The organism is Chitinophaga niastensis (assembly GCF_003014755.1).
Taxonomy (GTDB): Bacteria; Bacteroidota; Bacteroidia; order Chitinophagales; family Chitinophagaceae; genus Chitinophaga; species Chitinophaga niastensis.
This window is the reverse complement of sequence record NZ_PYAW01000004.1, coordinates 278,143-292,399: the sequence shown is the minus strand read 5'-3', so window position 1 is coordinate 292,399 and position 14,257 is coordinate 278,143. Positions and strand designations below refer to the sequence as shown.

General features: G+C 44.0%; 14 protein-coding genes. 2 read left to right on the top strand and 12 right to left on the bottom strand.

Annotated elements, in window-relative coordinates; all coding sequences use genetic code 11:
- Positions 1 to 25: 25 nt before the first annotated feature.
- The 5 genes from CLV51_RS20115 to CLV51_RS20095 form a co-directional block, all read right to left on the bottom strand.
- Positions 26 to 748: a tRNA1(Val) (adenine(37)-N6)-methyltransferase gene (locus CLV51_RS20115; RefSeq protein ID WP_106529875.1), complete on the bottom strand. Its 723-nt coding sequence runs from the start codon at positions 746 to 748 to the stop codon at positions 26 to 28.
- 2 nt (positions 749 to 750) lie between these two features.
- Positions 751 to 2,883: an alpha-L-fucosidase gene (locus tag CLV51_RS20110; protein ID WP_106529874.1), complete on the bottom strand. Its 2,133-nt coding sequence runs from the start codon at positions 2,881 to 2,883 to the stop codon at positions 751 to 753.
- Positions 2,884 to 2,992: 109 nt separating this feature from the next.
- Positions 2,993 to 3,997 (bottom strand): tRNA (adenosine(37)-N6)-threonylcarbamoyltransferase complex transferase subunit TsaD, encoded by a 1,005-nt coding sequence (tsaD, locus tag CLV51_RS20105; RefSeq protein WP_106529873.1) that lies wholly within the window; start codon positions 3,995 to 3,997, stop codon positions 2,993 to 2,995.
- Between the two features lie 66 nt (positions 3,998 to 4,063).
- Entirely contained in the window at positions 4,064 to 4,375 is a 312-nt protein-coding gene (locus tag CLV51_RS20100) for a hypothetical protein (protein ID WP_106529872.1), read from the bottom strand.
- 116 nt (positions 4,376 to 4,491) lie between these two features.
- Entirely contained in the window at positions 4,492 to 5,745 is a 1,254-nt protein-coding gene (locus tag CLV51_RS20095; protein WP_106529871.1) for an ABC transporter permease, read from the bottom strand.
- Between the two features lie 102 nt (positions 5,746 to 5,847).
- Between CLV51_RS20095 and CLV51_RS20090 the strand changes: the two genes are divergently transcribed.
- Positions 5,848 to 7,431: a peptide chain release factor 3 gene (locus CLV51_RS20090; protein WP_106529870.1), complete on the top strand. Its 1,584-nt coding sequence runs from the start codon at positions 5,848 to 5,850 to the stop codon at positions 7,429 to 7,431.
- Positions 7,432 to 7,611: 180 nt separating this feature from the next.
- On the opposite strand, the gene CLV51_RS20085 is transcribed toward CLV51_RS20090, so the two are convergent.
- From CLV51_RS20085 to CLV51_RS20055, 7 genes are all read right to left on the bottom strand, one after another.
- A complete protein-coding gene (locus tag CLV51_RS20085) occupies positions 7,612 to 8,109 on the bottom strand; it encodes a DUF6265 family protein (protein WP_106529869.1) in 498 nt (165 codons plus the stop codon).
- Entirely contained in the window at positions 8,081 to 10,003 is a 1,923-nt protein-coding gene (locus CLV51_RS20080; protein ID WP_106530067.1) for a menaquinone biosynthesis decarboxylase, read from the bottom strand. The genes CLV51_RS20085 and CLV51_RS20080 overlap by 29 nt, the downstream gene beginning before the upstream one ends.
- Positions 10,004 to 10,199: 196 nt before the next feature.
- On the bottom strand, positions 10,200 to 10,541 hold the full coding sequence (locus tag CLV51_RS28940; protein WP_146151330.1) for a hypothetical protein: 342 nt from the start codon (positions 10,539 to 10,541) through the stop codon (positions 10,200 to 10,202).
- Between the two features lie 61 nt (positions 10,542 to 10,602).
- Complete coding sequence (locus CLV51_RS28935; RefSeq protein WP_146151329.1) at positions 10,603 to 10,935, bottom strand: hypothetical protein; 333 nt, start codon at positions 10,933 to 10,935, stop codon at positions 10,603 to 10,605.
- Between the two features lie 244 nt (positions 10,936 to 11,179).
- Entirely contained in the window at positions 11,180 to 12,046 is an 867-nt protein-coding gene (gene porG, locus CLV51_RS20065; protein ID WP_158267078.1) for a type IX secretion system protein PorG, read from the bottom strand.
- A gap of 166 nt (positions 12,047 to 12,212) precedes the next feature.
- On the bottom strand, positions 12,213 to 12,560 hold the full coding sequence (locus CLV51_RS20060) for a DsrE family protein (protein WP_106529865.1): 348 nt from the start codon (positions 12,558 to 12,560) through the stop codon (positions 12,213 to 12,215).
- A 66-nt stretch (positions 12,561 to 12,626) separates the two neighbouring features.
- Positions 12,627 to 12,869, bottom strand: coding sequence for a hypothetical protein (locus CLV51_RS20055; protein WP_146151328.1), 243 nt, complete (start codon positions 12,867 to 12,869; stop codon positions 12,627 to 12,629).
- Positions 12,870 to 13,321: 452 nt separating this feature from the next.
- Here CLV51_RS20055 and CLV51_RS20050 point away from each other — a divergent pair, with 452 nt between their 5' ends.
- A complete protein-coding gene (locus tag CLV51_RS20050) occupies positions 13,322 to 14,248 on the top strand; it encodes a helix-turn-helix transcriptional regulator (RefSeq protein ID WP_106529863.1) in 927 nt (308 codons plus the stop codon).
- The last annotated feature ends 9 nt before the right edge of the window (positions 14,249 to 14,257 follow it).

The window sequence follows — 14,257 nt, the reverse complement described above, 5'->3', positions numbered from 1 at the left end:
TAAATACAGGTGATGTAACTGTTTTTTAAAGATATAAATAATATGGCTGTAACAGCTGTGCAAACGCAGACGTATATACGTTGTTTGCATCATAAATGGCCAGCTCCTGTATAATAGTAGTTGCAGGCGTTTTCGCAAATATACCGGTAGCCCGGAAATAGCCATGGTTCACACTTTGCCGGATGTACATCACCTGTTGCAGATGATATCCTGCCGCCACTGCCAACAACCTGAATGTTTCAAACTGCACAAAAGGCAGCAATATAGATACCTCTCCCGATGGTTGCAAATGCTGATCAATGGCAGCAATCAGTTCCTTATAACTTAGATTGGTGGCGTGCATAGCCTGGTCCTTCGTTGCATGCCCGCTCTTCAGCGCGGCCTCATAAAACGGCGGATTGCTGATAATGAAATCATATTTCACCGCCGCATCCATTTTTCGTATATCCTGCTGCGTTAGTGATAGCCGGTCAGCCCAGGGAGAAGCATTAAAATTTTCAGTGGCCTGCTGCGCCGCCGCCGGGTCCAGTTCCACTGCAGTAATCACTGCACCTGACTGTTGCGCCAACATTAAACTAAGCAAGCCGGTGCCGGCTCCTATATCCAGTATAGCCGACACCGTTAGATGACTGTCTGCCAGGTATTGCGCCGTGAAAGCACCTTGTATACAGGCGTCTGTACACACTTTCATGGCGCAATGCGCCTGGTTGACGGTAAACTGCTTGAACTTAAAAAATGTATTGGCCATACTTATTTTTCAATCACTACTGCCAGGTTGGGCAGCTGTAAATTACGATGCACAGATACCGGGTGTGCCTGTCTGATCTCACAGGTTTCTACTTTCCCATTACCTTTTACACGCAAAGGCAACGGCTGCGAATACATTACCTGCGGTACATTGCGGTTAACAGCCCACTGCGACTGCTTTACAAATCTGCTGTAGAATTTCACCACCAACTGGTTCTTTCCGGCTTTGAAAGGCAACAGCAACACGCCTGTTTGCGTACCACCGCGTTCCGGATTATTATGCACCATCTGCTCTTCTCCATTTAGATATACGGCTATACCATCACCACTGGTAAAGCCTACCAGGTAAGCACCCGTCTGTGGCGCGGTGATTTCCTGCAGAATATATAATCCCATATTTCTATCGGCATCAACTGTTTGCACTACATCGTTCTTCCACTCCGGATGAAGGGTCCATGCCTTGCCATTTTTATTAGGCCATGGTTTGGAAGAATCTATATCTTTTACGGCACCTTCTGTGTCATCAATACCCGACCAGAAAGGTCCGGCAGCGTACATACCACTCCACTGCAAACTGGCAGGATCATTCTTCAAAGGCTGTGCAGTAGCACCATCCAGCTGTATTTCATTATTACTGCCATTGAGCGTAAGCCGTATCTGCCTGCCTTTTTCTGCTTCACTATATAACAGGTGAAGACGGGCAGGCTTAGCAGCAGTAAACAACCACGCATCCCCTACCTGGCTGCGGTAATAGCTCTCATAATCTACCCCGGAGAAACTAAATTGTGGGGTAGCATTATCCCTGTTCAGCAGGGTCGGATTTTTCAACAGGTGCTGTGGCGTTATGGCTACACCATCTTTGCAGGTAAGCGCCAGCACTTTAATTTCTTTATCCGCTAATGTAAAACCGGCAGGCAGCTGTATCACGGTATTGCCATTCTTCACCGTTACTTTGCCATTTATTTTTGTGCCATTATCCAGCAAAGTAATCTGGCTGATCTTACTGGTCAAACCCGGTAAAGTGATCGTCCCGTTTTCCGGTGCATGCAACAAATGCAAATATAATTTACCTGGTTTAGTGGTCACTTCACCCCAGGCGAAAGTAGTATCAAAAGGATTGGCAGAAGCGCTATAAATGGCTTCCCCATTCAGTTTCAGCCAGGCACCATTTAACAGTAATACTTCTCTTTCAAAATCTACTACAGAACCATCCCCACGCGGACCTATATTTAAAAGATAATTACCACCGCGACTAACCACCTTAATCAGTCCTTCCAGTTTTTCATGTGCTTTATCTGCTGCTTTACCATGTTTCTGCCAGCTGCGATATCCCCATGTTTCATCGTATACAGAAGCAGGTGTTTGCCAGGCGGAAGCTATTTTATAATCAGGATACTGGTTATCTCCCATCACACAAAAATCGCCGGCATCATTACCTAAACGACCACTCACCATACAACCAGGTTGCAGGCGATGCACAATCTCTGCCAGATCACGACTCTGTTGCGCGGTAAGAGAACCCATATCAAACCAGATCTCTGAAACGGGTCCGTAATTAGTCATCAGCTCCGTTACCTGTTTCTTGTTAAACTCATGATGCTCCGGTGTAATAGGATCACTGTTACTGCTGGAAATAGGATACGCCTGCGGAAAATGCCAGTCGATCAACGAAAAGTACATGCCGAATTTCAACCCCTGACGCTGACAGGCATCAGATAATTCTTTCAGTACATCGCGCTTAAACGGCGTAGCATCTACTACGTTATAGTCGGTATAAGCCGTATGAAACATACAAAAACCATCATGATGTTTGGAGGTCATTACCACCGACTTCATGCCTGCAGCCTTTGCCAGCAATACTATAGAATCAGCATTCCAATGCTCCGGATGGAACTGTTTGGCGATATCTCCATATACATCACTATAAATACCGGCATGCGACTGTATCTGTTCACTATATCCCCTGGTAACAGGTTTGCCTTCCCATACACCACCAAGGGTAGAATAGATGGCCCCCCAGTGAATGAACATGGAATATTTCTGGTTCTTCCAATCAGTATAGGCAACAGACTCCTGTGCTATAGTAATATTGAAGGTCATTAGCAGACCAAACAAAGCAATTAATATCTTCTTCATAAATAAAAATGCAATTATAGGAATGCCCTAAAGCTAAATCGGTTAAGTATGAGAAAGGAATAGCATTTTAGCTTTTAACGATTGGCTTTTAGCATTTAGGGACTAAAACCTAAAATGCAGCCCTCGCGGTAGGCACTACATCCAATGACACAAAATCTCCTGCCAGGTATTTATAATAGGCAGTCATTGCAATCATGCCCGCATTGTCCGTACAGTATTCAAACTTTGGAATAAAAGTACGCCAGTGATGTTTAGTGCCATATTCCGCTAAAGCCTTGCGCAGACCGCTATTGGCGCTCACGCCACCTGCAATGGCAATATCACGGATACCGGTTTCCTGAGATGCCTTCACCATCTTATTCATTAAAATACTAACAATGCGTTGCTGTATAGAGGCACAGATATCAGGCAGGTTTTTAGCAATAAAATCCGGGTCCTTTTGCTGGTTCTCCTGCAGAAAATAAAGGATGGCTGTCTTTAAGCCACTGAAACTGAAGTTCAGCTCAGGGATACGTGGCTCCGTAAATTTAAAACGGTTACCATCTCCGGATTGGGCGTATTTATCAATCAGCGGACCACCCGGATAAGGCAGGCCCAGTATTTTGGCACTCTTATCAAAAGCTTCACCGGCAGCATCGTCCAGCGTTGCACCAATAACGCGCATCTGCAGCGGGCTTTCACACAATACAATCTGCGTATGGCCACCGGAAACGGTTAAGCACAAAAATGGAAAATCAGGTTTCGGATCATCAATAAAATTGGCCAGCACATGCGCCTGCATATGATGCACCCCTATCAGTGGAATATCCAGCGCCATAGCCATAGATTTGGCAAAACAGCTACCTACCAGCAAAGAACCAATTAATCCCGGCGATTGGGTAAAGGCAATAGCACTCAGCTCCTCCCGCTTTACACCCGCTGTTTGCAAGGCAATATCCACTACTGGCACAATGTTTTCCTGGTGTGCGCGGGAAGCCAGTTCCGGCACTACTCCGCCGTATTGCTCGTGTATACTTTGATTGGCAATATGATTGGATAAGATCTTTCCATCCACTATAACTGCTGCACCGGTATCATCGCAGGATGATTCTATTGCTAATATTCTGACAGACATAAGCTACAAAATTAAATAAAAAAGGCGGGAAAACTCCCGCCTGTCCTACAGCATCATTGCTGTTCATTATTTTATAGCTGTTATACAATCAATCCGTGCCATCTTTCCACCCATACAGGTAGACATACGGTCCTTTAATTCAGTATAGTTCAGTTTCACTGCCTGTCCGGCTTTCAGCGTAAAACCAGGATGGGCAAATTCTACCGGCTGTAAACGGGTACCGTCTTTCAACTCTATCAACAGACCACATCCGTCCAATCCGCTCATATCCTTTACAACGCCCTCAAACTTGCAACCAGCACTACTTTGTGTGGTTTTGCAGGATACTGCTGCCAGGGAGATAAATGCGAGTGCCACTAAATTTTGCTTCAGATTCATATTAGGTTTATTTGCATCTTAAACGGGTACTATTGCCAAAAGTTACATTAAATGTGAGAATTACGAATTACGCATATAAATAGTCTTCGCTTTGATCCGTAATTCGTAATTCGTAATTAATTACTGCGTATAGCTACCACCGGATCCAGTTTACTGGCGGTATAAGCTGGTATAAAGCCAGCCAGCACGCCTACCACGGCAGATATACTCAACCCTTTGATAATATTCCCCAACGACAATACCATCTCAAAGGAACCAGACATATTAATGAGTACTGTCAGTCCATAAACCAGCAATAATCCAAGAGTGCCCCCAATCAGACAAAGGCACACCGCTTCGAGCAAAAACTCCATCAGGATGATGCCGCGACGCGCGCCAATAGCCTTCTTAAGCCCTATAATACTGGTTCTTTCCTTTACCGTTACAAACATTATATTGGCAATACCAAAAGCACCTACAATCAGCGCAAAACCGGCAATAAAGCCGCCTCCCAGGTTAATAGCCCCAAACATCGCATTCAGACTGTCATTGGCTGAACTGATCTCATTTAATGCAAAATCGTCTTCCTCTCTGGGTTTCAACCGGTGCAACGCACGCATTACGCCTCTCAGCTCATCTTTCAGCTGCTCCATGGATACATTGGGCTTAGCCTTTACTAAAATATATGGATCAGCAAACCGGCGCTCATCCACCACTGTACGGGCAAAACGATAAGGCAGTACGATAGCATTGTCAAAAGTGGGTCCACCAATCATGCTTTCCCCCTTTTTCTTCAGCACGCCTACAATCTTTACATCCCGGCCAGCCACCTTCACCACCTTACCTATGGCCGCTTCCGGCGAAGGAAAAAGACCATCCCAAACCGTAGCGCCCAGTATACCAACGTTTACACCACTATTACTTTCGCTGTTGGCAAAGAAACGACCATTTGTAATCTGCATGGCCTGTATCTGATCAAAATCATTTGACACGGCCATCATGGTCACTCCATCCATATAGTCATTCCCATATTCTACCTTTTTACCACTTACTTCAAAGTTAAAAGAAGCATAGCTGGCGCTCTGCACCTTATCTTGTATAGGTTTCAGGTCTTTGTACTCCGGCAACGGACGATTCATATATTTCCACCAGGGATAATCACCATTCCCGCCCCAGGGCCATTTCTGGACATATACCACATCATCTCCCAGATCCGCCAGCTCCTTTCTGATATTATGTTCCAGACTATAGGTGAGGGCGTACACCGCTATTATACAGAAGATACCAATGGTAATACCCAATAACGATAAAAAAGTGCGCAGCTTGTTTACCCGCAGCTCCTGCATCGCCATTCTGAAGCTATTCCATAAAATTTTAAGGGTTGCAATCATATTTCAAATTTAGCGGATTTATATTCATGGACAGCACCAATAAACACGAAATATAGCCGGACAAAAAATTTAGTTACCTTTGCTGCCATTTTTCGGATATTTATGAAGTACGCTAACGAAATCAGTAAAAGAAAATCCTTTGCTATCATCGCTCACCCGGATGCCGGTAAAACCACGCTAACAGAGAAATTCCTCCTGTTCGGCGGTGCTATTCAAACAGCCGGTGCGGTGAAGTCCAATAAAATAAAGAAGCACACCACTTCCGATTTCATGGAAATTGAACGGCAAAGAGGTATCTCTGTAGCCACTTCTGTAATGACCTTCGAATACCGCGATATCCTCATCAACCTGTTGGATACCCCCGGTCACAAGGACTTTGCAGAAGATACCTACCGTACACTGACTGCAGTAGACAGTGTGGTACTGGTGATCGACTGCGTGAAAGGGGTGGAAGAACAAACAGAAAGATTGATGGAAGTATGCCGCATGCGCGATACACCGGTAATCATCTTTGTAAATAAAATGGACCGCGATGGTAAATATCCGTTCGACCTGCTGGATGAACTGGAAGAAAAACTCAGCATCCGTGTAAGACCTCTCAGCTGGCCAATCAATATGGGCAGCGATTTCAAAGGCGTATACAACCTGTACGATAAAAGCCTGGTGGCCTTCCAGCCCAACAAAAAAGCTACCGATGAAGATGTAGTACCTTTGGAAGACCTCAGCAGCAGCTACATAGACGAACATTTCAACGCCAAAGATGCAGCACAGCTGCGCGGCGACGTGGAACTGATCGAAGGTGTATACGATAAATTCAATAATGAAGAATACCTGCAAGGTAAGCTAGCACCGGTTTTCTTTGGTAGTGCGGTGAATAACTTCGGGGTGAAGGACCTGCTCGATACCTTCGTGGACATCGCACCCATCCCACGTAACCGCACAGCCTCTACCCGTGAGATTGATGTGTATGAAGATAAATTCAGCGGATTTATCTTTAAAATACACGCCAACCTGGACCCACGTCACCGCGACCGTATTGCGTTCCTGCGCGTTTGTTCCGGTAAGTTTGAGAGAAATAAGTTTTACCACCATGTTCGTTTAGACAAAGACGTTAGGTTCAGTAATCCCTATAGTTTCCTTGCCCGCGAAAAAAATATTGTGGATGATGCTTACCCCGGCGATGTGGTAGGTTTATTTGATACCGGTAACTTCAAGATCGGTGATACCCTCACAGAAGGTGAAAACTTTTACATGACCGGTATCCCAAGCTTTTCACCTGAACTGTTTAAGGAACTGGTGAATAAGGATCCGATGAAAACCAAACAACTGGAAAAAGGTATCCGCCAGCTCACAGACGAAGGTGTGGCTCAGCTGTTTACCCAACACGGTGGTAACCGGAAAATTATTGGTTGCGTTGGTGATCTGCAATTTGAAGTAATTCAATACCGGCTGCTGCAGGAATACGGCGCTGCATGTCAGTTTAACTCACTGTCTTTCTTTAAAGCCTGCTGGATCACCGGTCCTAAAGATAAAGTAGAAGAATTTATCCGCTTTAAATCCTCTAACGTAGTGGAAGATAAAGACGGACACCTGGTATACCTCGCACAGTCCGAGTGGTACCTGAATACAGAGCGTACAAACAATCCGGACATCACATTTAGTTTTACTTCAGAGATACATAAATAGTCTTTCTCAGGATTAGACTGATTATGCTGATTACCTGATTTTATTTTTTTTGATTATAAAAAGATTAGCGAAGATCAAAGCGTATAATACCCGCTCTGTTCTTCGCTAATCTTTTTATAATCAAAAAAAATAAAATCAGGTAATCAGCATAATCAGTCTAATCCTGAGAAAGACAAAAATCTACTCCACCGCCAAAGAATACTGAAAGATATATTCCTCTGTAGTACCGTCTCTCTCCCCTTCTACACGGGCATCCAGGTGATGGGCATCTCTAAAACGATAGGTAATTTTCCGGGGGAAATCATTGTGCAGGTCTTCTGCAACAAAACCGATCTGTTTTAATACCCGCAGTTTTAATCGTATAGGCGCTAACGTTGGCCGGCCTTCATATGCAGGAATAAAATAAATATCATCGCCCCTGCGGGTAAGCTGCATAGATTGCTGCACGGCACTATCAGCACCCACCACACGCCATGTTTTCCCATACCAGGTAGAATCATTCACCCGGTTCCAGGTTTCTACGATCGTGCTTTTGCGGGTAGACATCTTCCAGGTACCGGCCAGTTTATCCAGAAAGCGGAAGTCGGCTGTACTGGCCTGACCGGCAACCCGAAGGCTGCCGGCTAATATTACGAACAGGAGCAAACAGCTACTGCTGCACCACCGCTTCTTCGCCATAAATTTGTTGTTTATATTTCAGTGAAGGGGAAGACAGGAAAGGACCTACGCCCAACTCAGCCCATTTAGCATCTATTTTACGGATGGTTTCATCATCAGCTACAATGATATTAGGCCAGTCGCGCTCAAAATTATCCAGCAGCCTGGTTTTCAGTGTACCATCCATACCAATGCCACCAATGTATTTACCGGGTTGTGTTGCCGGTTTATTGATCACAAAGCTATCACGCTTGGGGTCCAGGTTATTGCAGAAACGCCATAAAGCAGATGCCAGATCACTTACATCCACTGTATGCTCTACATACAGGATCATCTTCACACCCGCCAATGCAGGCAAAGTATACAGTTGTTCATTTAATTCACGGATATGAAACGGGCGGCTCTTTTGCACCGCTACCAGTATACAGGAAATATCCATTGCCAGCAAACTGCTGTTGATGCCTTTTATTTCCGGGAACTGTTGCGTAATAGCTGCTGTATCAAGCGTTTTAGGTGCTGCCACCGATAAGTAGGCAGTATCCGTTTCTTCTTCGTATTTCCTGGTACCGTCAATACACATCTTACCACCGAAACCCATTTTTGAACAGGAATGATCCAGTACATCCATCGGTCCCTGGCTCAGATAGATGTCTGTAGCCGGATTCAGGTGCTGGAATACATACTGCGCCAGCTGTTTGTAATTATTGATCTTCACGCCTTCATCCGTTACCACCAGTATCTTGTTAAACATCATTTGTCCGGCGCCCCACATCGCATTCATCACTTTCTGCGCCTGACCTGCATAATCTTTTTTGATCTGCGCGATCACCAGGTTATGAAAAACGCCTTCCACGGGCATTTCCATGTCAATGATTTCAGGCACCAGCGTCATCTTAATAGGTGCCAGGAATATACGTTCCGTGGCTTTTCCAATCCAGGCATCTTCCTGCGGCGGAATGCCTACTATCGTTGACGGATACACGGCGTCTTTACGATGCGTAATGGCTGTTACATGAAATTTAGGATACCAGTCGGCCAGGGAATAATAGCCGGTATGATCACCAAAAGGCCCTTCCCAGATCAGCTCCTCGGATGGTTCTACATATCCTTCTATCACAAAGTCTGCATCGGTGGGTACTTCAATTTCAGGTTGTGAAATACATTTTACCAGCTCTACTTTCTTTTTACGCAGAAAACCAGCCAGCATGTACTCATCCACATTTTCAGGGAGGGGCGCAGTGGCCGAATACGTATATACCGGATCACCACCCAGTACAACGGCAACGGGCATACGCTTATTCAGCTTCTTGTATTCCATAAAGTGTTTTGCAGATACTTTATGTTTATGCCAGTGCATACCCGTCATATCTTTTTCAAATACCTGCATGCGGTACATCCCTACGTTGCGGGTACCGGTAAGCGGGTCTTTGGTATGTATAACAGGAAGGGTTATAAAAGGGCCGCCATCTTTGGGCCAGCAGGTCATTACGGGTAATTTGCCCAGGTCTGGTTGCGCCATCACTACTTCCTGGCAGCTACCTTTGCCACTAACCACCTTCGGCATCCAGGAGGCAAACTGTCCCAGTTTGGGCAGTAATGCCAGTTTATCAAGTATACTTTCTTTGGGTTTGGATAATAATTTAAAGAGTTGTTCAATTTCGCCGGCTACATCATCCAGCTCCTTTACTCCCAGCGCCAGGCACATCCGCTTGTAACTGCCCATGGAATTGATGAGTACCGGAAAATCATAACCCGTATTTTCAAACAACAGCGCTTTACCACCATCAGCCGATTTGCTGATCCTGTCTGTGATTTCAGCTATTTCCAGTTTAGGATCCACATAAGTTTTAATGCGTATCAGTTCTCCTGCCTGCTCCAGCGTATCTATAAAATGTCTGAGATTTTTATATGCCATGTTGAATGTTCTTAGTAACCAATCAACAAAAGTAACCATACCATACCGCATTAAAAAGTGGTAGCCAATAGTAATTTCATATGCGCTCCTTTTTCCCTGCTGCTGAAGGATTATTCCTTACAGCAACAGGTGCTTATAAAAACGAAGCAACCGTCCCGGGAGACGGTTGCTTCGTTTTTATTCCATTTTTCAGTTATCAGTTCACAATAGTAACGCCTGCGTGGAATACAGCTCTTGGTCTGGATGGATAGTAAACAGGTGCAGGAACCGGAACCGGGTAGTAAGCAGGTTCTGCATACACTACTCTTCTTCTTGGACGGTAGCAATCATCATCCCAGCCACGGCGACAATCTCTGTCTCTGTCCCAGTGTCTGCGTTCACGGTGTTCGCATCTGTCATCATCATCGTCACCACGTTCCCAGCGTCCGTGTCCATGTCCACGACCACGATCATGGTCTCCTCTGTCGTATCCCCTTTGTGCATAAGTAGTGAGCACAGTGCCACCCATGAGCAGCATTATCAGCAATACTTTTTTCATCTTTTCGGTTTTTTTAGTTCAAGATTGGTTGGCAAATAAAAGTTGTGGTGTTATTATTTTCTTATCCCTGATACAGCGTAAAGCTAACATTTGATACCGCATAATCTACTCCCGGATAAGCAACATAACCATACCTGCGATGCCTGTGAGGCCTGTAATGTTTATGATAATGCCTGTAAGGGTAAGGCCTTGGCGGATGATGCGGTGGTCCTGGATGCGCAAAATGCGGCCTTGGCGGATGTGGTGGTGGAAAAGGCGGATGCGGTGGAACCGGAGGATGTGGAAAATGTCCGGGTACCGGTGGCCTTGGTGGTGCAGGTGGTCTGTGTTGTGCAAAAATTGTTATACTACCTGCTATCAACATCACGGAAGCTAAAAATAAAAACTTCTTCATGGCACTTCTTTTTCGTTATTTATACAGGCAGTTGCACACCAACTTATTCTTACGGCTATTGTTTCATTACTCTCTCCGCGATTTTGTGATACTTCGCGCTTGTTATAAGCTGGTGGCTGCAAGTATTACCTGTTCAAACAAATAAATCCAACAACTATGCCAATAAAAAAATCCCGGCATTAAGCCGGGATTAAATTTATAAATAACTTACCGGAAGATCTGAAGATCAGTCTTTTAAAACAGGCTAAGGTCTTAGTACCGGACAACGCATAGCTTTTTGCTTGCCCCATCCTCCGCCGCCACCAAGGCGATAGGTGATAGTAATGCCTGAAAACGAGTACCAGTCTTTATGTTTAGAGGAGCCACGTTGAGCGCCATCTGCAGGGTATACACCCGGTGTATTTTTTCCATTCAGTTCATCACCACGAAAAGCCATATCCACTGATTTCTGCCCGCGATAAGCCAGCAAAGTATTTTTATCAACATAAGTAGTACTCACATCATCCAGGTAATCTGTAAGTGTTGGACGCAAACCAATTTCAAAACCCAAGGTCCAGGTATCATTAAGGATAGCTTTAACACCCGCGCCAAAAGGGAAAGAAAAAGAAAACAGGTCGTATGGCTTTCTGTTGGGATACTGTGGTAACCCCTGTCCTTCTGTGCCCAATGGGCGCAAACGCACCCTGTTACCCGACTGGTCTTTGGCAGTAGGATCAAATCCGAAACCACCTACACCGGCAAAAATATAAGGTGTAAATCCCTTTTCTTCTATATCAAAAAAATTAAGCTCACCTATCAGGCTCCCTTCAAAAATATTTGTTCTGAAGCTCAGGTTCCTTGCTACCAGTGCCTTTTCGGAACTGGTGCTATCAGCTCCTGTAGCAATTCCCCAGGTAAAGGCAGCGCGTACAGTGAAGTAACGGTTGATATCTCTTCTCACCAGCAAACCCAGTGCAGGGCGGGTGTATCTCATGTCAACCCGTTTTTGGGAAAGATCTCCACTGTAATTGGTAATACCGAGAAGAGCGCCTACGTGCCAGTCCTGCGCAAAGGTAAAAAAGGGTACTGCCATGAATAACAACAGTATTCCGGTAGATTTTGTGAATTTCAATGTATTAAATTTTAAGAGGTTAGTCCTTTTGATCGTGCACCAATTTAACGTTCTTTCTAAGATTTTTATTTGGTTTAGAGACATCATAAGTTTTTATGACCCACCAAAACAGCCTATAAAAATGTAAAAATAAACTAATAAAGCAATTAACTAATAAACAATTAAACTAACATCTTATATAAGACCATCCTGCCGCCTGTCGCTCTACCAGGTGGGCTATTGCCGCCGGCACTATTTCTATGGAAGGCAGGAGCTGATTGACTTCCAGCTGATGAGCATTCATCGTATTACGGCAAATAAGGAATTGCACGGACCTTTCCTGCAGTGACTGCACCTTTTCAGCGAAGGGGTTTCCGGTGGCCAGTAATAAATGCCAGGCATCTCCATGCACGACTACTTCAACGGCTATACGGGCTTGTTTGTTGTCGAAATACTGAAGAAGATGATGAAGCTGACCTAACATAGCCCTTTGTGCATCCAATGCATTGGATGTGATCTGAAAAACTACCTGCATGGTAACAACCCTAATTAAATATTGGCAAAAGAGAAAGAAGGAGCGGGATCAAATATTAGGTGGATGTTATTTTAATTTGCTGTTTGTTTTATGTTTTTCCTTATACAATTCATACTGCGTTTTTTGCAGTTTATCCTCCATTACATGGTATTTTTCATTCAGCTCACTTAGCTGAAATAATAAGGAAGACTCTCTCTGGTCCTGTTGCAAAAGCCTGATATTCGCCGCCTGCAAAGCTTTCCGGTGCCGGAGTAATAACATCCAGCCAACGCACAAAAGCAGTGATAATAAAACGATGAGTGCTATCATAAAAGAAAATATGGTAAACAATACCCTTTAGCTTCACATGGTGATTCATCGGTTTAAGCAATGGTGTTGTGGCTAACGCAACCCCATAACAGGATCAATAGGACAAAATATGTTGAATGTTTTGGATGAATAATTTCCCGGAATAGTTTGTTTGATGGTCTCCTGTTTTAAAGTTATTTAATCAGTTCCAGATTCATTTGTCCATTCTAGCTTTTTTTTAATAAAAACAGAAAAACATACAGTTTTTACCTCATTCATATAATATATTATTTAAAAATAAACTATATGTACAACTGTATTATATTGATAACCAATATTATAAATTTATTTACAAAATTGTATGAATATTTATCATAAAAAAAATTAAATTGGTAATTGTGTGTACGTTGTTAATGCCCGTTTTAGAGTTGCCAGCATGTATCTGATCCCATGAAAAATCATTAAAAAACTGTATGTTTAAATCCTCCATCCTCACCAAAGAACAGTTAGAAAATTTCGCATTACAAGGTTTATGTTTTGCCGATGATCATGTAAGCGATCCTTTTCACATCAAAGACGTAGCTGAGCGGTTGGGAATCTCCTATTCCTATTTTTATCACAACTTTAATGACTACATGGGAGAACCTTTCTGGCATTATGTAAAACGACACCGGCTGGAACTCGCTGCTGGCCTGCTCCGGCACAGCGGATACAACATCAGCGAAATCAGTGAACTGTGTGGTTATGCTACCACAGCAGCTTTCAGTAAGGCATTCAAACAACATTTTAAGGAAAGCCCGAAAGATTTCCGGCGCATACTGGTATTACCTAACGAAAAAAGAACGCTTCAGATCACAGAATCCATTACTGTGGCTGCCGGCAGCGACATATTCGGTAACTTCTTTAACTATGAACGTTGTGAAAAAATAACCCTTCCTGATAGTATCCTTTATTACTCTTTCATCTCCCGCGGACAAAATCCTATCGGTGAAATGATTGCTAAAATGAACCACTATTATACGATGTTCCGTAAAATGCTGACCCTCTTTGATCTCCCACAAAGCAGGATCATCACGGGCACGCTGGACTCTGTACCTGTTACCGACTATGAAAAATTATCCATGTTTGCGGGGATCAGCATTCCGGTTACAGCCACTGCTGCACATCAGCAACTACGGGATAATTTTTCTTACCTGATGAAAAAACGCGTGCCGGGTGGCAGTTATCTTAAACTGCCTGTACCCATGGATTTCGCTACTGCAGGCATTCCTATGTATAATTTTATTAGCAGGAACTGTAAAGAAGGAATCTTTAAAATGAGTGGTAATCATTTCTTCATCTCACTTGCAGGACCTAACTACTGCGAGATCTTTATACCGCTGCTAAAAAAACATTACTGAGATTGTCTT

Bases quoted from the DNA above. Each gene is read 5' to 3' on its own strand.
- CLV51_RS20115 (WP_106529875.1), bottom strand. From the start codon at position 748: ATGGCCAATACATTTTTTAAGTTCAAGCAGTTTACCGTCAACCAGGCG.
- CLV51_RS20110 (WP_106529874.1), bottom strand. From the start codon at position 2,883: ATGAAGAAGATATTAATTGCTTTGTTTGGTCTGCTAATGACCTTCAAT.
- tsaD (WP_106529873.1), bottom strand. From the start codon at position 3,997: ATGTCTGTCAGAATATTAGCAATAGAATCATCCTGCGATGATACCGGT.
- CLV51_RS20100 (WP_106529872.1), bottom strand. From the start codon at position 4,375: ATGAATCTGAAGCAAAATTTAGTGGCACTCGCATTTATCTCCCTGGCA.
- CLV51_RS20095 (WP_106529871.1), bottom strand. From the start codon at position 5,745: ATGATTGCAACCCTTAAAATTTTATGGAATAGCTTCAGAATGGCGATG.
- CLV51_RS20090 (WP_106529870.1), top strand. From the start codon at position 5,848: ATGAAGTACGCTAACGAAATCAGTAAAAGAAAATCCTTTGCTATCATC.
- CLV51_RS20085 (WP_106529869.1), bottom strand. From the start codon at position 8,109: ATGGCGAAGAAGCGGTGGTGCAGCAGTAGCTGTTTGCTCCTGTTCGTA.
- CLV51_RS20080 (WP_106530067.1), bottom strand. From the start codon at position 10,003: ATGGCATATAAAAATCTCAGACATTTTATAGATACGCTGGAGCAGGCA.
- CLV51_RS28940 (WP_146151330.1), bottom strand. From the start codon at position 10,541: ATGAAAAAAGTATTGCTGATAATGCTGCTCATGGGTGGCACTGTGCTC.
- CLV51_RS28935 (WP_146151329.1), bottom strand. From the start codon at position 10,935: ATGAAGAAGTTTTTATTTTTAGCTTCCGTGATGTTGATAGCAGGTAGT.
- CLV51_RS20060 (WP_106529865.1), bottom strand. From the start codon at position 12,560: ATGCAGGTAGTTTTTCAGATCACATCCAATGCATTGGATGCACAAAGG.
- CLV51_RS20055 (WP_146151328.1), bottom strand. From the start codon at position 12,869: ATGATAGCACTCATCGTTTTATTATCACTGCTTTTGTGCGTTGGCTGG.
- CLV51_RS20050 (WP_106529863.1), top strand. From the start codon at position 13,322: ATGTTTAAATCCTCCATCCTCACCAAAGAACAGTTAGAAAATTTCGCA.